18 protein-coding genes and 1 pseudogene are annotated in these 20,525 nt (G+C 72.9%); 9 read left to right on the top strand and 10 right to left on the bottom strand.

Features of this window, described 5'->3' with window-relative positions; all coding sequences use genetic code 11:
- Both ACWEVO_RS00855 and ACWEVO_RS00860 read right to left on the bottom strand, forming a co-directional pair.
- Positions 1 to 545, bottom strand: a 545-nt coding sequence (locus ACWEVO_RS00855; RefSeq protein ID WP_452305478.1) for a helix-turn-helix domain-containing protein, incomplete at its 3' end; no start/stop codon positions are given.
- A 6-nt stretch (positions 546 to 551) separates the two neighbouring features.
- Positions 552 to 1,367, bottom strand: a complete 816-nt coding sequence (locus tag ACWEVO_RS00860; RefSeq protein ID WP_452305479.1) for a diacylglycerol/lipid kinase family protein — start codon at positions 1,365 to 1,367, stop codon at positions 552 to 554.
- Between the two features lie 144 nt (positions 1,368 to 1,511).
- Between ACWEVO_RS00860 and ACWEVO_RS00865 the strand changes: the two genes are divergently transcribed.
- Both ACWEVO_RS00865 and ACWEVO_RS00870 read left to right on the top strand, forming a co-directional pair.
- Entirely contained in the window at positions 1,512 to 1,901 is a 390-nt protein-coding gene (locus ACWEVO_RS00865; RefSeq protein WP_452305480.1) for a DUF2267 domain-containing protein, read from the top strand.
- 314 nt (positions 1,902 to 2,215) lie between these two features.
- Positions 2,216 to 2,710 (top strand): winged helix-turn-helix domain-containing protein, encoded by a 495-nt coding sequence (locus ACWEVO_RS00870; protein ID WP_452305481.1) that lies wholly within the window; start codon positions 2,216 to 2,218, stop codon positions 2,708 to 2,710.
- Between the two features lie 84 nt (positions 2,711 to 2,794).
- Here the strand turns inward: ACWEVO_RS00870 and ACWEVO_RS00875 are convergent, their stop codons facing one another.
- Positions 2,795 to 7,150: a S8 family serine peptidase gene (locus ACWEVO_RS00875; RefSeq protein ID WP_452305482.1), complete on the bottom strand. Its 4,356-nt coding sequence runs from the start codon at positions 7,148 to 7,150 to the stop codon at positions 2,795 to 2,797.
- A gap of 341 nt (positions 7,151 to 7,491) precedes the next feature.
- On the opposite strand from ACWEVO_RS00875, the gene ACWEVO_RS00880 reads away from it, so the two are divergent.
- The 4 genes and pseudogenes from ACWEVO_RS00880 to ACWEVO_RS00895 all read left to right on the top strand — a co-directional run.
- Complete coding sequence (locus ACWEVO_RS00880; RefSeq protein WP_452305483.1) at positions 7,492 to 8,049, top strand: winged helix-turn-helix domain-containing protein; 558 nt, start codon at positions 7,492 to 7,494, stop codon at positions 8,047 to 8,049.
- Between the two features lie 88 nt (positions 8,050 to 8,137).
- Entirely contained in the window at positions 8,138 to 8,518 is a 381-nt protein-coding gene (locus ACWEVO_RS00885; protein WP_452305484.1) for a BlaI/MecI/CopY family transcriptional regulator, read from the top strand.
- Positions 8,515 to 9,456 carry a M56 family metallopeptidase gene (locus ACWEVO_RS00890; RefSeq protein ID WP_452305485.1) on the top strand — a complete coding sequence of 314 codons (942 nt, stop codon included), beginning with the start codon at positions 8,515 to 8,517 and terminating at the stop codon, positions 9,454 to 9,456. The genes ACWEVO_RS00885 and ACWEVO_RS00890 overlap by 4 nt, the downstream gene beginning before the upstream one ends.
- Positions 9,453 to 9,851: pseudogene (locus tag ACWEVO_RS00895) on the top strand (undecaprenyl-diphosphate phosphatase); the annotation flags it as partial. The gene ACWEVO_RS00890 and the pseudogene ACWEVO_RS00895, both read left to right, overlap by 4 nt.
- 16 nt (positions 9,852 to 9,867) lie before the next feature.
- Here the strand turns inward: ACWEVO_RS00895 and ACWEVO_RS00900 are convergent.
- From ACWEVO_RS00900 to ACWEVO_RS00925, 6 genes are all read right to left on the bottom strand, one after another.
- Entirely contained in the window at positions 9,868 to 11,523 is a 1,656-nt protein-coding gene (locus ACWEVO_RS00900) for a glycosyl hydrolase (protein ID WP_452305486.1), read from the bottom strand.
- Between the two features lie 114 nt (positions 11,524 to 11,637).
- Positions 11,638 to 12,234: a class I SAM-dependent methyltransferase gene (locus ACWEVO_RS00905; protein WP_452305487.1), complete on the bottom strand. Its 597-nt coding sequence runs from the start codon at positions 12,232 to 12,234 to the stop codon at positions 11,638 to 11,640.
- A gap of 25 nt (positions 12,235 to 12,259) precedes the next feature.
- Positions 12,260 to 13,756, bottom strand: coding sequence for a hypothetical protein (locus ACWEVO_RS00910; protein ID WP_452305488.1), 1,497 nt, complete (start codon positions 13,754 to 13,756; stop codon positions 12,260 to 12,262).
- Positions 13,753 to 14,832, bottom strand: coding sequence for a hypothetical protein (locus ACWEVO_RS00915; RefSeq protein ID WP_452305489.1), 1,080 nt, complete (start codon positions 14,830 to 14,832; stop codon positions 13,753 to 13,755). Before ACWEVO_RS00915 ends, ACWEVO_RS00910 begins: the two co-directional genes overlap by 4 nt.
- Before the next feature lie 47 nt (positions 14,833 to 14,879).
- The gene (locus tag ACWEVO_RS00920; protein ID WP_452305490.1) at positions 14,880 to 16,274 is read right to left on the bottom strand and encodes an MFS transporter; all 1,395 of its coding nucleotides are present in this window, start codon (positions 16,272 to 16,274) and stop codon (positions 14,880 to 14,882) included.
- Positions 16,275 to 16,538: 264 nt separating this feature from the next.
- Positions 16,539 to 16,811, bottom strand: coding sequence for a zinc-ribbon domain-containing protein (locus ACWEVO_RS00925; protein WP_452305491.1), 273 nt, complete (start codon positions 16,809 to 16,811; stop codon positions 16,539 to 16,541).
- A gap of 81 nt (positions 16,812 to 16,892) precedes the next feature.
- Here ACWEVO_RS00925 and ACWEVO_RS00930 point away from each other — a divergent pair, with 81 nt between their 5' ends.
- On the top strand, positions 16,893 to 17,219 hold the full coding sequence (locus tag ACWEVO_RS00930) for a YciI family protein (protein WP_452305492.1): 327 nt from the start codon (positions 16,893 to 16,895) through the stop codon (positions 17,217 to 17,219).
- Between the two features lie 4 nt (positions 17,220 to 17,223).
- The gene (locus ACWEVO_RS00935; RefSeq protein WP_452305493.1) at positions 17,224 to 18,429 is read left to right on the top strand and encodes an RNA polymerase sigma factor; all 1,206 of its coding nucleotides are present in this window, start codon (positions 17,224 to 17,226) and stop codon (positions 18,427 to 18,429) included.
- A 10-nt stretch (positions 18,430 to 18,439) separates the two neighbouring features.
- Here ACWEVO_RS00935 and ACWEVO_RS00940 read toward each other — a convergent pair whose 3' ends face one another.
- Positions 18,440 to 19,144: a hypothetical protein gene (locus ACWEVO_RS00940; protein ID WP_452305494.1), complete on the bottom strand. Its 705-nt coding sequence runs from the start codon at positions 19,142 to 19,144 to the stop codon at positions 18,440 to 18,442.
- Positions 19,145 to 19,367: 223 nt separating this feature from the next.
- Between ACWEVO_RS00940 and ACWEVO_RS00945 the strand changes: the two genes are divergently transcribed.
- Complete coding sequence (locus ACWEVO_RS00945) at positions 19,368 to 20,516, top strand: sensor histidine kinase (protein ID WP_452305495.1); 1,149 nt, start codon at positions 19,368 to 19,370, stop codon at positions 20,514 to 20,516.
- Positions 20,517 to 20,525 lie beyond the last annotated feature (9 nt).

Genomic DNA, 20,525 nt, shown 5'->3' on the forward strand with positions numbered 1-20,525 from the left:
AGGATCCGGGCCGTGCCCGCCTCCAAGCGGCGGGCGAGCTTACGGGTCGACTCGTGCAGCTTGAGCCGGCCCAGCCGGGGCAGCACCACATGCTTACGGTCGGGCTCCACCCGGATCGCCCCGGTGGTGAACCGGACACTCGGCGTGGTACGTCGGCGGGACTTGAACCGCGGAAAACCCACCCGCCGACCGGCCCGCTTGCCTGCCCGGGAGTCCGACCAGTTCTTCAACCCGCGCGCCAGGTTGTCCAGGCCGGTGTTGAACGCCTCCTTCGAGCACTCCGGCCACCACGGCGCCACATCCGACTTCGCCTGATTCCACGCCTTGCGCAACGCGGCGAGATTCCACCCGAGGGCCGGCGTCAGCAGCTCCTCAGGCGTGCCGTAGGAACGCTCGGCGGCGCGCTGGCCCATGACGGCCTTCACCCGAGCCAACGCCCAGTTGTACGCCACCCTCGCCGCACCAGCATGCGCCAGCACCACCCGCTCCTGAGCCGGCGTCAGATCGAGCGCAAAACGATACGCCTGCATACCGCGCACACCCACCCCCACTCACCCCTCGGGGTCAGTGTTGGCGATGGGTACGACACTCCCGCAGCCCCTCACCCAAACACCGCACCAGAACACGTCTCTGCCGCCTAAAGAACACCCCCTTAACAGCAGTTGACGCCCCCACCGGGTACGCGACCAGCAGCCGGTCGTCGGCGTTGGCGTCGGCGGTGATCGGCCGACCGGCGTGGAATCCGCCGTTGGCGACGTACACCTGGTGGGTGGGGAAGGCGTGCTCCCGCCCCTCGGCGCGGACGGTGACCCGCAGCGGCCGGTGCCGGGCGAGCAGGCCCAGGCGGTGACCGGATAGGCGAGCCGGCCCGCGATCCGCTTCAGCCGAGGCGGCGCGCTGAGCATGATGTCGGCGGAGAGCCCGATGCCCACATGGTTGGTGAACCGGGTGTCGCCGATCAGGCCGAGGTCCACGTCGATCACCTTGCCGGCGGTGAGCACGCCGACGGCCGCGTCGAGGTCGAGCGGTACTCCGACGGTACGGGCGAAGTTGTTGGTGGTGCCCAGCGGCAGCAGGCCGAGCGCGACGTCGCGGTGGGCGAGCAGCCGGGCGGCGGCACCGATCGTGCCGTCGCCTCCGCCCGCGACCAGCAGGTCCGGCCCCAGGTCGGCGGCCTCGGCCAGGACGCGGTCGAGGTCTCCGGCCCGCTCGACCGGGTACGCGCCGAGCAGGGTGACCCCGGCGGCGCGCAGCCGGTCGTGCACGGTCTGGTAGAGCCGGCGCCCCCGGCGGGAGTGGGCGTTGACGACCAGCGCGGCCCGCCGGTCGCGGCGGATGGTGTCGCTCAACTCCTGTTTGCTCCGCACGATGTCCGACCCTATCCGCCCCCACCTCGCCCAGCCGTCCGGCGCGGCGGCGTCGGGTGCCCCTGGCCGGTGGAACCGCCGAAGCCGGCACGTCCCGGCGGGGGACGTGTCAGGATCCGGCATGGACCGATTCGGGAGGCAGCTTTGAAGTACCAGGAGTTCGTGGCGCGGGTCCGGGAACGCGGCGAGTACGACAGCGCCGCCGAGGCGCAGCAGGTCATCAGCGTGGTGGTGACCTGTCTGGCGGAGCGGCTGCAGCCGGACGAGGCGCGGCAGCTCGGCGCGCAGCTGCCGGCGGAGCTGGGCGAGGCCCTGACGTCGGCGGTCGGCGGGGGCCTGCGGGAAGGGGTCACGGAGTTCCTGCGGAAGGTCGGTGACGGGACGGGCGCGACGGAACGTACCGCCGAGTGGGACGCCGGTGCGGTCCTGTCGACGATCGCGGACGCGGTCTCCGGCGGGGAGCTGAACGACGTGCTGACCCAGCTTCCGTCCGGCTACGCCAGTTTGTTCGGGCGGCCCAACGTGGCCGGCTGAGCGGTGTGTGATTCTGCTCGTAGGCCGCTCACCGAAATTGTTCGGGTAATTCGGACAACGGTCGTTACATTGACGTTAACTGCTATACCAATCATCGGTCATCGGCTATATGATCCCTGAGAAGTAGATCACCGCCTCACATAGCCGCAGCTACCGCACAGGGCGTCCGCGCCGGCCGATTCGCCGGGTGTCCGTCGTGGCCCATCCTGACCGCCGCAACCGTCGTGCGGCGGCGATTTTCGCGCCGTTTCCGGCGTGGTTGATCGGCGACAAGGAAATGCCTCACACAATTGCAGAACCGGAAGGGGCGGAGGATGACTGGCATCCCGTCCTTGGTCATCGGCGTGGCGGCCTCGGCGGCCGAACGTCGACAGCTCGCGCAGGTGCTCGGCGGGACGGAGACGTTCCTGCTCGTCTCGAGCGCCCATCAGGCGCGCAGATTCCTTGAACTGGTGCGGAAGCCCGACCCGGCGCCCGCCGGTGACCCCGATGGTCGCATCGTGCCGGACGCCGGCACGCCACCGTCCGAGTTGAGCGTCGACTCCGACCGACGGGTCCTGCGCTGGCGGGGCCGTGAGGTCGGCCTGACCCCGCTGGAACACGACCTCCTGCGCTGCCTGGTCGACACCCCCGGCCAGGTCTGGACCTATGCGCGGCTGCACCGTGCGGTGTGGGGCAACGACCATCTGGGCCGCGGCTCGGACATGCACTCGGTGGTGCGGCGGATCCGGCGCAAGCTCACCCGGGTCGGGGCCGCGCTGACGATCCACGCGGTGCGCGGGGTGGGCTTCCGTCTCGGATCACCCTGACCCGCGGTGCGCGGCCGTTGCCGGTGAACGGTCCGGCCCGCCTGGTGGGAACCAGGCGGGCCGGACTGCGTCACCGCTCGGTGGTCAGCAGCGGGTCGGCAGGAGTTCGAAGTTCTCGGCGGTCGGAGTGGTCTTGATCATCGTCTGGCGGGTCTGGGGCTGCCAGCCGTCCTTGGCGACGATCAACTTCAACGGGTTGTGCTTGCGGTCGAGCCAGTAGGCGTACCTGCCCTGGGCGTCGGTGGTGAAGGTCCAGGACATCGACTTCGCGTTGACCTGGACGATCGCACCGGGGAGCGGCGAGCTGGCACCCTCGCAACTCTTGCCGGTGACCGAGCCCATCAACTTGCCCCAGGTGGTCGGCGGCTGCGCGTTCATCGTCACCGGCACCGGCGCCGCGGTGTACGGCGTGTTCTCCTTGATCGTTATCGAACCGGAGTAGGTGCCCGGCTGGTCGACGTTCGCCGTCATGCCGACGGTGACCGTGACCTGCTGTCCGGGCGCCAGCGTGGCGGCGGTCCTGTCGATCGTCATCCAGCTGACGTCGGCCGGGCCCTCGGCACACTCCTCGAGCCCGGGCAGCGCCTCGCTGTCCGGCGTGGCGGTGAAGCTGCCGGACGAGCCACCGATCTTGTAGAAGCCGCACGCCGCGCCGCCGCGGTAGCGCGGGGTGTTGGCGTTCGGCAGGTTGGACCAGGCGTTGGTGGCCGGGTCGTAGGCGAAGCCGGCGTTGGTGATGGCCCCACCCTGCACCCCACCGACGACGAGGAGCTTGCCGTTCGCGACGGCGAACGAGCTGGCCCAGCTGTCGGCCGGGGCGTCGGCGATGGCGGTCCACGCGTTGGCCGCCGGGTCGAACGCGTAGCCGGCCTTCTGCGCGGCGGCGCCGTCGTTGCCGCCGGTGCAGTAGACGACCCCGTCGATGCCGCCGCAGGAGGCGAAGGCCACCGACTTCGGGTAGTTGGGCAGGGTCTCCCAGGTGTCGCTGCCCGGGTCGTACCGCAGGACGGAGTTGGACATCGGCGTGCAGGACGAGGTGGTGCAACCGCCGACGGCGTAGAGCTTGCCGTCGACGACCGCCTGCCCGGCGGCGGCGCGCGGCGCCGGGTTGTTGGCCTTCTTCGTCCAGGTGTTGGCCGCCGGGTCGTACGACCAGGTGGTGGCGTCCGGACCGGAGGCGCCCCAGCCGCCGGTCGCGATGATCTTTCCGTCGGCGACGCCCACGGTCATGGCGTTACGCGCGCCGGGAAGGTCGGCGATCGGCGCCCAGTTCTGCGCGATCGGGTCGTAGACGTAGTTCTTCGCCGAGGACGCCGTGCCGTTGCCGCCGGCGATGGAGTACACCTTGCCGTCGAGGTTCACCACCCGGTTGTCCATGACGTTCGCCGGGTAGTCCGCGATGTCGGTCCACGGCGCGGCCTGCGGGCCGGGCGCGCTGGTCACGGTGTCCGACTTGCCGGTCGCCTGGGCGGCGAACGATGTCGGCGCGTCGAGCCGCTGCCGCGGCGCCCCGGTGGAGCCGAGCATCTCCTGCCTGCTCGTCCGGGATCCGTCGGCCCCGAGGAGCACGAAGCCGCCGTCCCGCTCGCCGAACTGGACGTCGACCGGCGCGCCGCCGGTGTTGGTCACGGTGAACGTCTTGTTCACCGTGCCGGTGGGCATCTGCACGGTGCCGCTCACCTCGGTCGGCTGGATCGACAGCCGGCCGGCGGCGAGTCGGAAGGTCGCGGCCGTCGCCTTGTTCTTCTGGACGTCGACGTCCTTGCTCTGGGTGACGTAGCTGCCGGCCTTCGCGGTGAACGGGTGCGATCCGGTCAGCGACGAGAACATCCAGAAGAAGCCGTCGGGCAACGTGGTGTCATCCGGTGTGGCGGCGGTCGTGGCCTTCTCCGCCGGGCGGTCGTCGCTGGTGACGGTGGCGCCGTTGACGTAGCTGTCGTCGTTGGCGTCCCGGACGTGGCCGAGCACGAGGCCACCGTCGATCGGCTGGCAGCTGACCTGGCTGCCGATCAGCACGTTGTCGACCTGCCACCACCAGGCCCACGCGGCGTCGTAGTAGCGGAACCGGACCCGGGTCTGCGCGTTGCCGGCCGCCTGCGGGATCTTGACCTCGGTGACCAGCGGTCCCCGGGCGCTGGCCGACTGCCGGAGCACGTTGGTCCAGGTGGTGCCGCCGTCGAGGCTGAGGTCGACATCCGCCTTGTTGGAGCTCAGCTGCCGGAAGTCCTGGTTGAACCGGATCACCGGCGCCGCGACGTCGGTCAGGTCGACGACCGGGCTGACCAGGGAGCTGTCCTGCCGGTTGCCGCTGCCGTACTTGTCGCTGTCGAGCACCGCGAACCTGCCGGTCCCGCCGGTCAGGTTGCCACGGTTGCCCGGGTCGTTGAACTGCCAGACCTGGCCGTTACCGAGACCGTCCACCACCGACCAGCCGGCCGGCACGGTCGTGCCGTCGAAGGTCTCGTACACGCCGTCGGAGCCGTAGCGGTATCCGGGCGCGGTCGTGCAGCCGTTGTCGGCCACCGGCACGGCCACGTCGTAGGTGACGTTGCTCGAGCCGACCGCGACCTCCTTGGTCACCGTCCGGTACCCCGGGTACTGCGGCTCCACCTTCACGCTGTACGTCGCCCCGGCCGGGAGCTTGAAGCTGTACTCGCCATTGGTCGGAGTGGTGTAGTCGGACACGCCCGAGGGACCCTCGACGCTCACCTTCGCGTAGAGCGGCCAGCCATGGCCGGAACCGTCGGTGACCGTTCCGCTGACGGTGACGCTCGGCATGGCCGTGAGCGCGATGTTGGCCGTCGTGGTGGTGTCCTTGGTGATCGTCGCCGGCACCGTCCTGCTCTGGTAGCCGAACGCCGACACGGCGACCTGGTAGTCCCCGGCCGGCAGCAGCGAGGAGTACTTGCCGTCGCTGCCGGTGGTCAGCTGGCGGGTGGCCCCGCCGGTCAGGGCCACCGTGGCCCCGCCGATCGGGCTGCCGCTGGCGGCGTCGGTGATCGTGCCGGTCAGGGTTCCGGTGTCGCCGATCGGGGCGGCGTTGAGCAGCGCGAGCGCGTCGAGGCGGCCCTCACCGTAGACGTTGTTGTCGTCCGCGGTGCCGCCGCACTGGAGGTCCTCCTTGTCGACGGCGGTGTTGTCCAGCAGCGCCCGGGTCGCGGCGACGTCACCGACCAGCGCCGGCGCGGCCGACCAGAGCAGCGCGACCGTGCCCGCGAGGTGCGGGGAGGCCATGGAGGTGCCGTTGTAGCTGGCGTAGCTGTTGCCCGGGACACTGGACCGGACGTTCACGCCGGGTGCGGAGACGTTGGGCTTGATCTGCCCGTCCTGCCCGGAACCGCGGGAGGAGAAGCTGGCGATGTTGTTGTTGACGTCGTACGCGCCGACCGAGTAGTTGCTGGTCCGGCTGCCCGGAGAGCCGCTGGTCTGGCAGCCCGGACCGTTGTTGCCGTTGGACCAGGAGCCGAAGATGCCCGAGGCGGTCCAGGCGTTGGTCACGTCCTCCATGAACGGGTCGTTGGAGGGCGCCGTGGTTCCCCACGAGTTGTTGATGATGTTCGGCCGCTTGCTGGCGTCCGGGTTCTGACCGTTGAGGTCCCTGGGCTCCAGCATCCACTGCCCCGAGGAGATCAGGGCGGCGTCGCTGGGGCAGCAGCCGTTCGCCGCGATCCATTTGACGTCGGGGGCGACGCCGATCTGGTTCGCGCCGTCGGAGCCGGCCATGGTGCCCATCGTGTGCGTACCGTGGCCGTTGTTGTCGCAGGGCGCAGCGGCGCAGGTCCCGGCGGCGTTGTACCAGTTGTAGTTGTGGTCGAAGGTGCCGTCGCCGTTGTTGCCGCGGTAGGAGCGGACGAGCGCCGGGTGGTCGAACTGGACCCCGGTGTCGATGTTGGCCACCGTGATGCCGGCGCCCTTGACGCCGTACTGGGACCACACGTCGTCGGCGTTGATGTTCGCGATGCCCCACTCCAGGGCGTTCACGGTCTTCTCGTTGTCGCCCTGGGTGACCTCGGGGACCTTGTACTCCATCGGGGCGTACAGGCCGTCGACCTCGGCGTGGGCGGCGAGGTTCTGAACCATGGTCGAAGACCCGCCACTGACCTTGATGGCGTTGGTCGCCCAGAAGGTCTGGTACTTCGTGCCGGAGCTGTCGAGCTCCGCCCGGATCTTGGCCTGGCTCTCGGTGGCGGTCTTCCGCAACGCGTCGGCGACCGCGGTGCCCCGCTTGGCCCAGTCCTTGATCCCGGCGGCCTGGCTCAGGTCGGCCCGGTCCGTGAAGTGGATCCAGAAGTCGGCCTCGCCCTTGGCGTCGAGCTGCCGGGTGAGTTCGGTTCGGATCTTGTCGCCGGTCGAGGTACCTGTTCCCGCTTCGGCCTGCGCTCCTGTGCCGGTGGCGGCCAGGGCTGTCGCGACGAGGACCATCGCGGCGCTCGCGCTCACCAGCCGATCGACCAGGCGCCTCCGGTGTGGACGTCTCAGCATCGGTGCTGCCTCCTCCAGAACGACCCGCGAGTGATCGAGCATGGCGAAGGGTGCAGGAGACCCGTCCCCGTTGGATCCACAGCGGAATGAACGAACCCCCCAAGCCCCCGAGGCGGCCGTGCGGGTCACGCCGGCTACCTGGGGGGACACTATGATCGCGACGAAAGGACGATCAAGAACTTTACGTGAGCAACATGTCGCCAACAGTTAGCGACCGGGCGGCCCGCTTGACGATTACTGTCACGGCGATCTTCAATGCGGGCGATTTTCGCCAACGGTCCGTGCGGGGGTGAGGCGCGGTGACCGAGGACGAGACGAGCCGGACGCCGGACGGCTCCGAACTCGACGAACCCCCGTTTCCACTGGTGATCGGGGTGACGCCGGCACCCGCCGACCGAATCCGGCTCGCCGAACTCCTCGACGGCGTGGCGCCGCTGCTCCTGGTCGCCGATCTCGACGAGTTGCGCAGACTGATCGCATCCCCGCGGCAGCCGCCCGACCCGCCGACGCGGGCAGCCGGTACGCCCGACCACACCCTGCTGATCGACGCGGCCCGGTCCGCAGCACGGTACGGGGACCGCGAGGTGGACCTCACCCGACTCGAACGCGACCTGCTGACCTGCCTGACCGCCGAGCCGGTACGCGCCTGGAGCTACGCCGAACTGCAGCGGTCCGTCTGGCACGACGACGGGTCCCAGCCGAAGTCCGGTGTGCAGTCCCTGGTGAAACGGCTACGGCGCAAGCTCGACCAGCTCGACGCCGGGGTGACCATCGTCGCGGTACGCGGCGTCGGATTCCGGCTGACCGGCCACCGGCTGGCCCCTTCGCCGAACTCGCGGCCCGGCCGGCCCGGCTGAGCATCCCGGGGCAGGTGGCCGCCTCGCCCCCTCGACCGGGCTACTACAAGTTTCGTAGTAGCCTGGCGGCAACGGCGAGGGGAGACGGATGGACGACGCACGGCGGCCACGCGGCGGCCTGGAACAGCAGGTGCTGGCCACCCTCGCCGCGGCGCCCGGCCCGCTGACCCCCGCCGAGGTGCGCGACCGCCTCGACGGCGACCTGGCCTACACCACCGTGATGACCGTACTGGCCCGGCTCACCGCCAAGGGCGTACTCACCCGGATCCGCGCCGGCCGCGCCTACGCGTACCGGCTGGTCGGCGACGAGGCCGAACTCACCGCCCGGCGGATGCGCCGGCTGCTGGACGCCGGCGGCGACCGCACCGCCGTGCTGACCCGGTTCGTCGACACCCTCTCCCCCGACGACGAGCAACTGCTCGTCGCCCTGCTGACCGCCGCCGACACCGAGGACGGCCCAGCGAGATGATCCGCGCCGTCCTGGTCGCCGCCGTCGCCTGGGTGCTCAGCGCCGGCTGCGCGCCCGCCCTGGCCCGCCGGCTGCCGCCGGCCACCGCGACCCGCCTGCTCACCGCCACCGCCACCGCCGTGGCCGGGGGCGGCACCGCCCTCGCCATGCTGGTCGCCCTCCCCTGGTTCGCCCAACTCCCGGCGCTGGTCACCCTCGGCCCCTGGTCCGGCAGCGCCCTGCGCGCCGCACTGCCGGCGCCCGGCCCGGTGGCGGTCACCCTGGCCGTCGCCGCCCTCGCCGCCGCCGCGCACGCCACCACCCGCGCCGTCCGCCGGACCCTGGCCATGATCGCGGTACGCCGCGCCTGCGCCGACCTGCCCCACGCCGACCGGCTCAGCGTGCTGGATTCCGACCGGCCGGAGGCGTTCAGCACCCCGCCGCCAGCGGGGCGGATCATCCTCAGCAGCGGGCTCGTGGACCGGCTCGCCCCGGCCGAACTGGGCGTCGTCCTCGCGCACGAGGGGTCCCACCTGCGACACGGCCACGCCTGGTACGTGTTCACCGCCGACCTCGCCGCCGCCGCGAATCCACTGCTGCGCCCGATCGCCCGATCCGTGCGGCACACGGTGGAGCGGTGGGCCGACGAGGACGCCGCCACAGTGGTCGCCGACCGCCGGCTGGTCGCCCGCACCCTGGCCCGTACCGCCCTGCTCACCGCCACGGCGGCGACCCCCGCCGCCACCCTCGCCGGGGCGAACCGGGGCGTACCGAAGCGGGTGGCCGCGCTGCTGGGCGCGGCGCCCCGGCGGCGCCTGCTGCCCGCGCTCGTCCTCACCGCGCTGCTGCTGACCGGCGCGGCGGCCGCCGGACTGGCCGAACAGCGGACCGACGACGTCCTCGACCACGCCCACCGGCCGGTCGCCACCACCCCGCAACTGTCGAAGGGGAGCAGATGAGCCACGGCCTGACCTACCCGGAGGCGCTGGTCATCGGCGCCCTGCAGGGGGTGACCGAACTGTTCCCGGTGTCCAGCCTCGGGCACAGCGTGATCCTGCCAGCGCTGATCGGCGGCCGCTGGGCCCGCGACCTGGACGTCTCCGCGCCGGACTCGCCGTACCTGGCCTTCGTGGTCGGGCTGCACGTGGCCACCGCCCTGGCGCTGCTGGCCTTCTTCTGGCGCGACTGGGTCCGCGTCGTCCGCGGTTTCATCTCGTCGGTCCGGCACCGCCGCGTCTCCGGCCCGGACGAGCGGCTGGCCTGGATGATCATCCTGGCCACGATCCCGGTCGGCCTGGCCGGGCTGCTGCTGGAGCACACCTTCCGCACCGTGCTCGGCCGGCCGGCGCCGGCCGCGGTGTTCCTGATGCTCAACGGCCTGCTGCTGTTCGCCGCCGAACGGCTGCGCCGGCGGGCCGCCGGGGCCGAGCCGGTCGGCGCGCGCGCCGATCCGTACCGGGACGGGGTCGCCGGCGCGCCTGGATGGTCACGTTGTCGACGTAGACGGCGGAGGTGCCGCTCGCGCCGCTGCCGGGGACGAACTGCACCCCGATCTCCCGCACGTCCCCGAGGTTGGCCACCCCGTTCAGGTTGAGCGAGAGGTTCACCCCGGCGGAGGTGACCGCGATGGTGCCGCCGTCGTACCACTGCCAGGCCGAGCCGGTCTTGACGTAGAGCTTGACCTGGCTGCCGGTGCCGAAGCTGCCCCACGGGGCGACCCGCGCGGTGGCCCGCAGGGTGCTCCGCCCGCTCAGGCTGGTGGTCGCAGTCTTCTTCAGGTACGCCGCGCCGGCACCGAGGTTGACGTCGGACTTCAGGGAGTAGGTGCCCTGCGCCGCCCACTCGTTGACCTGCCACGGCCCGCCGGTGACGTTGGCGCCGGTCCAGCCCTCGGTGCCCGACTCGAACCCGTTGAGCAGGGTGCCGCCGGACGGCGGGGTGGTGGTGCCGCCACCGGGCTCGGTGACGTTGCCCAGGTCGACCTCGCCCCGGTTGGCGATCCAGGAGTTGTTGAACAGCGTGCCGGCGCCCTGGTTGCGCGCCGGGCTCCAGCTGTCGTTCCACGCGAGGAAGTAGGTGGTCTGCGGGTAGCTCTGCTGGAAGGCGGTGACCCATTTCCCGTAGTCGAACGATCCGGTGGTGTCCGGGCCGATCTCGGCGAAGGCGAACGGCTTGCCCAGCCCGACCAGTTCGCCGTACGCGGACTGGATGCCGGAGACCTGCGGGTTGTCGTCGTAGGCGTCCATCCCAACGATGTCCACGTAGGATCCGCCCGGGTAGTAGGCGGTGCGGTTGCCCCGGCTGAAGTCCGCGGAGTAGACCCAGATCAGGTTGTCCAGGCCCTTGGTGCTGGTGAGGTAGCTGTACATCTGCTGCCAGACCTGCTTGAAGGTGTTCTGGTCGCGGTTGCCCCACCAGAACCAGTCGCCGTTCATCTCGTGGAAGGGCCGGAACAGCACCGGCACCCCGCCGTTCTCGAGGTCCTGCAGGCCGGCGGCCATCTTGTCCTCGAGCTGCCGCCAGCGGGCCCCGGCGGCGGTGGACGGGTTGAGCAGGTCGGCGAAGTTGGTCATGGCGGTGTTCAGGCCGCCGCCGTTGACGTTGGCCGGGCTGGGCGAGTGGACGCTCACGGTGACCAGGCCACCGCTGCTCCACCAGGACTTCAGCGTCGAGTTGCAGGAGTAGTCGACCAGCGCGGTGATGTCGCTGTTGGTCGCCCAGCCGGAGCCGTAGTCGCAGCTGAGGATCGCCGGGTACTGGCCGGTGGCGGACTTGAGCTCCTCGGTCTGGCTGAGCGAGAAGCCACTGTTGCTGTAGCCGCCGAAGAAGCCGGAGGCGTTCCGGTTGCTGCTGCGGTTGGGCAGGTGCGCCAGCCAGTTGAGCACGCTCCTGGTGGACGCGGAGGCGTTCGGGTTGGCGGTGGGGACGGTGTGCGCGTCGGCGGGGCCGATGGCGGTCAGCACGGAGGCCGCGGCCAGGGTGGTGGCGGCTGCGGTCAGTGCCAGGCGGAGTCTGCTGCTTCGCATGGTCACTCTTTCGGGTCGGGGATCGGGGGTACGGCTTCCCGGGAGCCGCGGTTCACTGTCCCCACTGAACTACTGAACCGGTTAAGTTTCAAGTATGTGAATACATTGCTGCGATTAGCCGGGGTTACGGGCCAGCACGTACAGCCGGCGGGTCTCCACCTCGTGCGGATAACTGGTCCGCTCCAGCCGTGCCTGCACCACCAGCCCCGCCGCGGTCACCGCCGCCAGCAGCACGTCGGCCTCGACGAACCGGAAGTCCACGTCCACCGCGTGCCCCCACCACTCGGCCAGGTGCCGCACCTCGTCGCCGAGGTGGACCGCGAGCAGCAGCGGCGCGCCGGGCCGCAGCACCCGCCGCGCCTCGACCAGGGCCGGACTCAGCTCCTGCGGCGCGAGGTGGATCAGCGAGTAGAGCGCCACCGCCGCCCCGAACTCGCCGTCCGCGGCCGGCAGCCGCACCAGGTCACCCTCGCGGAACTCCACCTGCGGGTACGCCTCCCGGGCCACCGCCACCATCCCCGGCGACAGATCGATTCCCACCGCGGACACCCCGCGCCCGGCCAGCCAGGCGGCCACGTGCCCCGGGCCGCAGCCCAGGTCGGCCACCGGCGCCCCCGGCACCGCCTGCTCGACCAGCGCGGCCAGCAACGCCCGGTCCAGCGGCTTGCCGGTCAGCTCGTCGCAGAGCCGGCCCCGGTACTCCCGCGCCACCGTGTCGTAGCTGCGGCGCGTCCGCTCACGCCCGTTTATCCCCGGCCTCCTCCACCACCGGCTCCGCCGGCGGGCCGCCGTGCGTCCACGGGGTCTCCTCCGGCGCGGGGAAGTTCCCGGCCGGCAGGTACGCGTCCGACAGGGTGGTCAGGCAGAGCCGCTCCCCCACCTCCGGCACACTGCCCGGCGCCGCGGCCAGCCCGCGGCCCATCCCGCCGGAGAGCTCCAGCACCACCTCGGTCTTGCCGTCCGCCGCCGGGGTCACGAAGACCACCTTCGCCTTCTGCGCCGGCCGGGCGGGCGAATAAAGCGTGGCCCCGACCGGCACCAGCACCGGCTCGGTGGTCACCACCTGGATGCGCGGCCGCAGCACCGGCCGCTTGCCGCTGTCATCCACCCGCTTCGGATCGGCCAGGGTCACGTCCCCGACGAACGCTTCCCCGGTCAGCCGGTGCTCGGCCATGACGAGCGGGTCGTCGTAGGCGCGCTGCACCGCGTACGAGGCGAGGGCCCGTTCCAGCCGGTGCAGGCGCACAGCCGCGGCCACCGCCCCGTCCCGGCGCGGCTGCGGCCCGCCACCGGCGTCCACGTGCTCGGCGTACCCGGTGAAGGCGTCCCGGTCGCCGGCCCAGCGACCGGCCACCCGCGCCCCGGGCGGCAGCGCGCGCAGCAACCCCAGGCCGCGCCACATCAGCTCCCAGGTGGGCTCCATCTGGCCGCGCAGCAGGCGCTCCAGCTCCGCGTACGCCTCGGCGCGGGCCACCGGGTCGTCCTCGGCGTCGGCGTACGCGGCCATCGCGGGGGCGAGGCGGTGGTTGTCGAAGTCCGGGTCGGTGGCCGGGCCGGCGGGCGGGCAGGTCTGCGGGTCCTCGGCGCGGGCGGCCGCCGCCGCGCCGGTCATCCCGGGCGGCGGGTCCAGCCAGCCGAGCAGGGCCGGCAGGTGCAGGTCCTCCACCGCGCTCTGCCCGGTCGCCCAGTGCAGCGTCAGCGCCTCGGCCAGCGCCACCAGGGCCGCCGAGCCGGGGTGCTCGGCGCGCTCGGCGAAGAAGGTCAGCCAGCGGCCGAGCAGCGGCACCGACGGGTGCACCGGATACTCGCCGTCGGGCCGGCGGAACCGGGTGGATCGGCCGAGCAGCCGCAAGAAGGTGATCCCGGCCGGGTTGGGCACGATCAGCTGCGGCGCGTCCACGTACCGGTAGCGCACGTCCTTACCCCGGTCGACCGGCACCGCCTCGCTCACCCCCCGGAACGACTCCAGGTGGGGCAGCACCACCTCGGCCAGCTCGGCGGCGAACCCGAGCCGCTGCTCCCGGTTGCGCGGCTGCGGCACGACCAGCAGCCGCGCCTCGTCGGGCGCCGCCCCGACCAGGGCCGCGAGGGGGGCGTTCGCCTCACCGGCCATGGCCAGCGGCACCAGCACCAGCGGCCGGTCGGACATGTGCAGGTGCCGGACGGTGGCCACCGGCTGGGCCACCCCGGCGGCGACCGCCTGCGCCTTGGCCAGGGCGCGCAGCGTACTCACGACGGGTCTCCGGCGAGGGCGTCGGCGCGCAGGCGGGCGGCGGCGCGCAGCAGCGCCGCGGCCTCCGCCTGCTCCGGGTCCGGGGCGCGCTCCCCCGCGGCGAGGGCGAGCACCTCGTCGATGCCGTCGATGCCGCCGAGCGCCTCCCGCACCGGCCGGCCCAGCGCGGTGGTGTGGCCCCGGGCCTCGTGCCGGCAGAAGTACGCCAGCTCGCAGGCGGCCAGGCAGTCCGGCGCGTAGCGGGCCGGCACCGTGGACAGCGCGGCGCGCAGCGCTGTCGGGTCGGCGGCCGGATCGGCGATGAAGCCGCCCGGCACGGCGGCCAGCAGGTCGTCGATGCGATCCATCCGGTCCAGCTGGCGGCGCAGCACCAGCAACTGCCGGCGCACGTCGAGCAGGCTGGCCACCGGCTGGTTGGTGAAGTCGCGCGGGCAGACCAGCACCACCTCGTGCGAGACCAGCTCCGGGTCACCCCCGGTGGCGGCCAGCAGCTCCCGCAGGGCCAGGACGTAGACGGCGGACTGGATCGCGGCGGCGGAGACCTTCGCCGGGTCGGCCTGCCCGTCGATCACCGGGAAGGACTTGATCTCCACAACGTGGAACCGGCCGCCGAGCCGGGCGGCCACCAGGTCAGGTTCCAGGTGCACCCGCCGGCCCGCCACGTCCAGCCCGAGCAGCGGATGGTCGAACAGCGCCGCCCCGTCCCCGGGCGCGGTGAGCGCCGCCCGGGACCGCTCCGGCCGGTCCTCGTCGCCACCCAGGTCCGTCCAGCTCGCCTCAGCCGGCACCGGTACGCCCAGCCGCTCCGCGACCAGCCGCAGCAACTCCACCCCGCCGTCGGCCTTGACCTGCGCCTCGAACGCGTTGCCCCGGGTGATGGCGAAGCGGGACTGGCCGAACCGGGCCGGGAAGCCGATCCGCTCGGCCAGCTTCGGCTTGTCCACCCCGGCGCTGTCCAGCACCGCCCGGCGGGTGCAGCCCGGGTTGCCGGTCAACGCGGCGATGGTCCGGGCGTTGTGCCGGCGGGGCGGCACGCCACCCCGGATCTCGGCCAGGCGCTGCGCGGTGTCCGTCATGATCCGCCAGGATAGGCGGTGCCCGCCGATCAAGCCCGTATCGGCGGTCAGCCGACGGCAACCGATTCGGGTTTGGTGCGGACCGCGGCACGACGGACCAGCACGGCGACGGCCACCGCGGCTACCAGCGCGAGCCCGGCCATCGACCACAGCACCGTACGCAGGCCGCCGGTGAACCCGGGATCGGCGAGCCGGCCGGCGGTGGTGCTGGCCAGCACCGCGCCGACCACCGCGATGGCGACCGTCTCGCTAGTCAACCGCGCCGTGTTGATCATGCCGGCGCCGGTGGCCGCGCGGGCCGGCGCGACGCTGCCGATCGCGATCGCGTCCAGCAGCCCGATGGACAGTCCCACCCCGCACCCGATGGTGAGCAGCGGACCGGCCAGGGTGGCGGTGTTCACCTGCGGCCCGAGGACGGTCGCCCAGGCCGCGCCGGCCGCGACCAGCAGCACCGAGACGACGGTGACCGCGGTGGCCGGGACCAGCCGGGTCAGCGCGCCGCTGAGCAGGGGCAGCACCAGGGTCGGGGCGGTGAGCAGGATCAGCGTGGCACCGGCCGCGCCGGGGCTGAGCCCGACCACCGTGGTCAGGTACGACGGCAGGTAGACAAGCAGCGGCACGAGCACCGCGACGATGGTGGCCGCCGCCAGGCAGATGCCGAGGAACCGGGGGCTCGCCAACAGCGCCAGGTCGAACATCGGGTCGGCGCGGCGACGCTCCACCCGGACGAACGTGGCCAGCAGCGCGGCGGCGACGACGAACGCGGCGAGGATGACCGGGGCGCTCCACCCGTACGCGGGGCCCTGCACGAAACCGAAGATGAGCAGCAGCAGCGCGGCGGTGAAGGAGAGGGTGCCGGGCCAGTCGACGCGCCCGGGATGCGGCTGGCGGGACTCCGGCAGCAGCGGGACGAGAGCGAGCACCGCACAGGTGGCCAGCGCCGGGGCGGCGAAGACCGCCCGCCAGCCGAAGCCCTCGATGAGCAGCCCCGCGATCGACGGGCCGAAGGCCAGCCCGACGCCGATCGCCGTACCGAAGAGACTGAAGGCGCGGGCCCGGGCGCGGCCCTGGAAGGCCCCGGCGAGCAGGGCAGAGGCGCTGGTCGCCGCGGCCGCCGCACCGATCCCGGCGAGCGCCCGGGCCAGGTCGAGCAGCAGCACGTCCCCGGCGACCGCGGCGAGCAGGCCACCCGCGGCGAAGACGGCGACGCCGACGGCGTACACCCGACGCCTGCCGAGCAGGTCAGCGAGGGCGCCGGTGGCGAGCATGAAGCTGGCGAAAGTGGCGTTGTAGGCGTTCACCACCCACTGCACGCCGGCCAGGTCGGCGTGCAGATCCCGGCCGATGTCCGGCAGCGCGACGGACGCGCCGGTCAGCGAGACCGGTAACGCGATGGTGGACAGCAGGACAGCCGCCAGCACGACGGCCGGGTGATTGCGCAACGATTCTCCCCGTTCGGACGGCGTCTCGAGCGTAGTTGGCGCAGGTCGGGACAGATCCGGTGGCGGGTCGAAGATCACATGCCGGTCACCGGCCGGCGGAGCGGTTCCAGGGTGAGCGCGGCGATCCGGCGCCCGCCGACGGCCGGGCCCGGCGGCGGTGCCGGCGGCCGGGCGTGCAGGGCGGGCGGGAGACGGTGTGCACCGGGGCGGGCGGCGGGGTGACCGGCTGGCGGCCGATCAGCCAGCACAGGAATCGGGCCATGCTCAGCCGACCGGGAGGCGCTCGGCCTCGGCCCGCGAGACGTCGTACTGGGCGCCGCAGACGGTGCACTGCTTCGTCCAGCGGGTGCGCACCGGGATCAGCGGGATGAAGAAAAGCGAGAACTTCGTGGCCCGCCGGGTGATGACCTGGGCCGCCTGGTTGCCGCAGTGGCGGCAGACCTCGGTGACGACGCCGGACCGGACTACCTTGGTCCGGAGCCCGAAGATGAAGAACATCGCCCGGCAGTACCCCGGCCGGGCTCGGCGCACACCCACGAATTTTTCCGCCGGCGGCTGTCCGGTTGTGCGAGCCCCGTTCGTCAGGCTGGATGAAGACACGACCGAGGGAGAGAACCGATGAAGTACATGATGTTCGTCTGCACCGACACCGAGCCGGACCGCGACCCGGATGCCGCGCCCGACATCGAGAAGTGGGTGGCCGAGCGGGACGCCAACGGCCAGCGGGTCACGGGCAGCGTCTTCGCGCCGCCGTCGGCGGCCACCACGGTCCGGGTCCGCGACGGGGAGCTGCTGCTCAGCGACGGCCCGTTCGCCGAGACCAAGGAGGTGATCGTGGGCTTCGACCTGCTCGAGTGCGCCGACCTCGACGAGGCGATCGAGGTGGCCCGCGCCCACCCGATGGCGTACGGGGGCCGGATCGAGCTGCGTCCCCTGGTGGACTGACCCGGTGACGGACGCGGCCGGGGCGGTCGCCGCAGCGGGTACCGAGGCGTACCCGCGGATCGTGGCCGCCCTGATCCGCGTCACCGGCGACTGGACCCTTGCCGAGGACTGCGCGCAGGAAGCCCTCGCGGCGGCGCTGGAACGCTGGCCCCGGGACGGCGTGCCGGACAATCCGGGCGGCTGGCTGATGACCGTCGCCCGGAACCGGGCCGTGGACGTGCTGCGCCGGGCCGCCGTGGAACGCCGCAAGCTGAGCGAGCTGGCCCTGCTGACCGACCCGCAGCAGCCGCCGCCGACGGGAGGGGACGTGGTGGACGACCGGCTCCGGCTCATCTTCACCTGCTGCCACCCGGCACTGGCCCTGGAGGCCCGGGTCGCGTTGACCCTGCGCACCGTGGCCGGGGTGCCCACCGCCGACATCGCCCGCGCCTTCCTGGTCACCGAGTCGACGATGACCCGCCGGCTCACCCGCGCCAAGACGAGGATCGCCGCCGCCGGCGTGCCGTACCGGGTGCCGACCGGGCCCGCGCTGGTCGAGCGGCTGCCGGGCGTCCTGGCCGTGCTCTACCTGCTCTTCACCCGGGGGTACGACGCCGACGGCGAACCCGCCTTCGCCACCGAGGCGGTCCGGCTGGCCCGGCTGCTGCACACGCTCATGCCGCAGCAGCCGGAGGTCACGGGGCTGCTCGCCCTGTTCCTGCTGCACCACTCCCGCCGGGCCGCCCGCCGCGACGCCGACGGCAACCCGCTCACCCTCGACGAGCAGGACCGCACCCGCTGGGACCGGCAGGCCATCGCCGAGGGCGTCGCCCTGCTCGACCGCGCCGGTGACGGCCCGTACGCGCTGCAGGCCCGCATCGCCGCCTGTCACGCCACCGCGCCGACCGCCGCGCAGACCGACTGGCCGACCATCGCCGGCTGCTACGACGAACTGGCCCGGCGTCGCCTCACCCCGGTGATCCGGCTCAACCGGGCGGTGGCGCACGGCTACGCGTACGGCCCCGGGGTCGGGCTGGACCTGCTCGCCGAGGCCCGCGCCGGCGGCGCCCTGGACGACTACCCGCCCGCGCTGGCCGCCGAGGCCGAGCTGACCACCCGCCTCGGTGACCGGGTACGCGGCGCGGCGCTGTTCCGGGCGGCCGCGGACGCGGTCCGCTCCGAGCCGGAACGCCGTGTCCTGCTGCGCCGGGCCGCCGAGGTGGACCGCTGACGCCCCGGCCTCAGCTGACCTGCTCCCGCTCCCGTGCGGCGATCCGGACGCCGGCGACGACCAGCGGCAGCAGCAGCAGGGAGAACACCGCGCCCATGACCAGGGTCAGGTGCACCGGGATGAACATGACGGCCGCGAACGTGCCCACGAACGCGAACGTCATCCACCAGCCGACAACTCCGGCACGCGCCAGGCCGACGCAGATCAGCAGCAGGCCGACCTGGGCGAACATGCTCGTCCCACGCCACAGCGGCAGCAGGCTGGCACCGTCGACCGCGTCGGAGATGCGCACGGCCGCCTCCAGCGGCAACCGCTGGCCGATCTCCATCCGCCACCAGTCGTCCTTCACCGCGCCGGAGATGTTCAGGAGGCTGATCGCGGCGAGCAGCGCGCCGACCAGGGTGAGCACCCGACCCCGCGCGCCGCGGACCAGCGCGGGCACCGCGAGCAGGCCCAGCGCGCTGACCAGCGTGCCGTAGTGCAGCAGGATCGCGGACAGCTGGGTCTGCCCGCTGTCGCGGGCGAGCGAGGTGACGTAGTCGGCGGTCGATTCGCTGGCCTGCGGCGGGCAGGTCAGCATTCCGGCGAGGAAGAGGGCCGGGCCGCCGACCAGCGCGCCCGCGCCGAGCCGGCGCAGCACGTTGCGGCCGTGGCCCTCGCCGCCGGTGACCGTCTGGTCGAGGGTCGGACCTGCGGTGTCGATGTTGCTTGTCATCGTCGCTCCCTGTCACGGGCCGCACCGGGGCGGCCGTCGTCATGTCGGTGCTGACGATGCCGGGCGCCGGGGGTCGGGCGCGTCCGTCGCGGCGTACCGATCGAGGCCGCCCGACCAGGGGATCCGCGGCCGACTCGGGCGCACCGAACGGTGGACCCGGGGCCGGCCGGTGTCCACCGCACGGCGGACGGCAGCGGCGGATCCGCCACCTACAGTGCCCACCATGACCCTCGTCCGGCTGCGCGATCCCGGCCTCATCCCGCTCGTTCTCGGGCCGCTGATCGGCCTGCTCGCGGTCGTGGAGACCGCCCTGGACCCGTTCTTCGGGGACGCCGCGGTCGCCACCTGGGTCTCGGGCGTGCTCCTCGGCGGCGGGATCGTCCTCGCGCGGTGGTTCCCGCTCACCGGCACGGCGTTCGCCGCCGGCTGCTACCCCGTCGGGGCGCTGCTCGGTGCCGACGGGCCGGGCGGAGCATCCATGATCGGACTGATCGGGGTGGTGGGCTGGGTCGGCTGGCGGGAGCCACCGCGGCGCTCGTCGGCCGCGCTCGGTGCCGGTGCCGTCGCCCTCGCCCTCACCTCGGTGGTCACCGGAAAACCCTCCTGGGAACTGCTGTTCGTCCCCGCCATCCTGCTGCCGGGCTGGTTCCTGGGGCTGCTCGCCCGCAACAACGCCGCTCGTGCCGCCCAGCTCGCGGACCTGGCCGCCGCGCTGGAGGCCGAACGCGAGGCCAACGCCCAGGCGGCGGTGGTCCAGGAACGGGCGCGCATCGCCCGTGAGGTGCACGACGCCGTCGCGCACTCGGTCAGCGTGATGACGTTGCAGCTGGGTGGGCTACGCCGACAGCTGGCCGACCGTCCGGAGCAGCAGGAGATCGTGCTGGGCCTGGAACGCCTCGGCCGGCAGTCGGTGGAGGAGATGCGCGGGCTGGTGGGCATCCTGCGCGAGAGCGGTACGGCCGGGAGTGAGGCCCCGCAACCCACGCTGGCCCGCGCCGAGGCCCTGCTGGCCGAGGTGCGGCGGGCGGGCCTGCCGGTACGGCTGACGGTGGAGGGCGAGCCGGTGCCGCTGCCGCGCAGCTTGGACACCTCCGCGTACCGGGTGCTTCAGGAGGCGATCACCAACGTGCTGCGTCACGCCGGTCCCGCGCCCACGGCGGTGGCCATCTCCTACCTCCGGGACGGGGTCGCCGTGTCGGTGGTGAACGAGCCCGGCCATCCCCCACCGGGTCGGGCACGCCCGGGCCGGGGCGGGCACGGCCTGGTGGGGATGCGCGAGCGGGTGGCGCTCTTCGGCGGATCGTTCGACGCCGGGCCACTGCCCGACGGCGGATACGTGGTGCGGGCGCGCTTCGCGGCGCCCGGCCGGTAGGGGGTCGAG

It is taken from the genome of Micromonospora sp. NPDC003776 (genome assembly GCF_053605645.1).

Coding starts and splice junctions, on each gene's coding strand:
- ACWEVO_RS00870 (WP_452305481.1), top strand. CDS start 2,216: ATGACTGGCATCCCGTCCTTGGTCATCGGCGTGGCGGCCTCGGCGGCC.
- ACWEVO_RS00885 (WP_452305484.1), top strand. CDS start 8,138: ATGGACGACGCACGGCGGCCACGCGGCGGCCTGGAACAGCAGGTGCTG.
- ACWEVO_RS00890 (WP_452305485.1), top strand. CDS start 8,515: ATGATCCGCGCCGTCCTGGTCGCCGCCGTCGCCTGGGTGCTCAGCGCC.
- ACWEVO_RS00900 (WP_452305486.1), bottom strand. CDS start 11,523: ATGCGAAGCAGCAGACTCCGCCTGGCACTGACCGCAGCCGCCACCACC.
- ACWEVO_RS00915 (WP_452305489.1), bottom strand. CDS start 14,832: ATGACGGACACCGCGCAGCGCCTGGCCGAGATCCGGGGTGGCGTGCCG.
- ACWEVO_RS00930 (WP_452305492.1), top strand. CDS start 16,893: ATGAAGTACATGATGTTCGTCTGCACCGACACCGAGCCGGACCGCGAC.
- ACWEVO_RS00940 (WP_452305494.1), bottom strand. CDS start 19,144: ATGACAAGCAACATCGACACCGCAGGTCCGACCCTCGACCAGACGGTC.
- ACWEVO_RS00945 (WP_452305495.1), top strand. CDS start 19,368: ATGACCCTCGTCCGGCTGCGCGATCCCGGCCTCATCCCGCTCGTTCTC.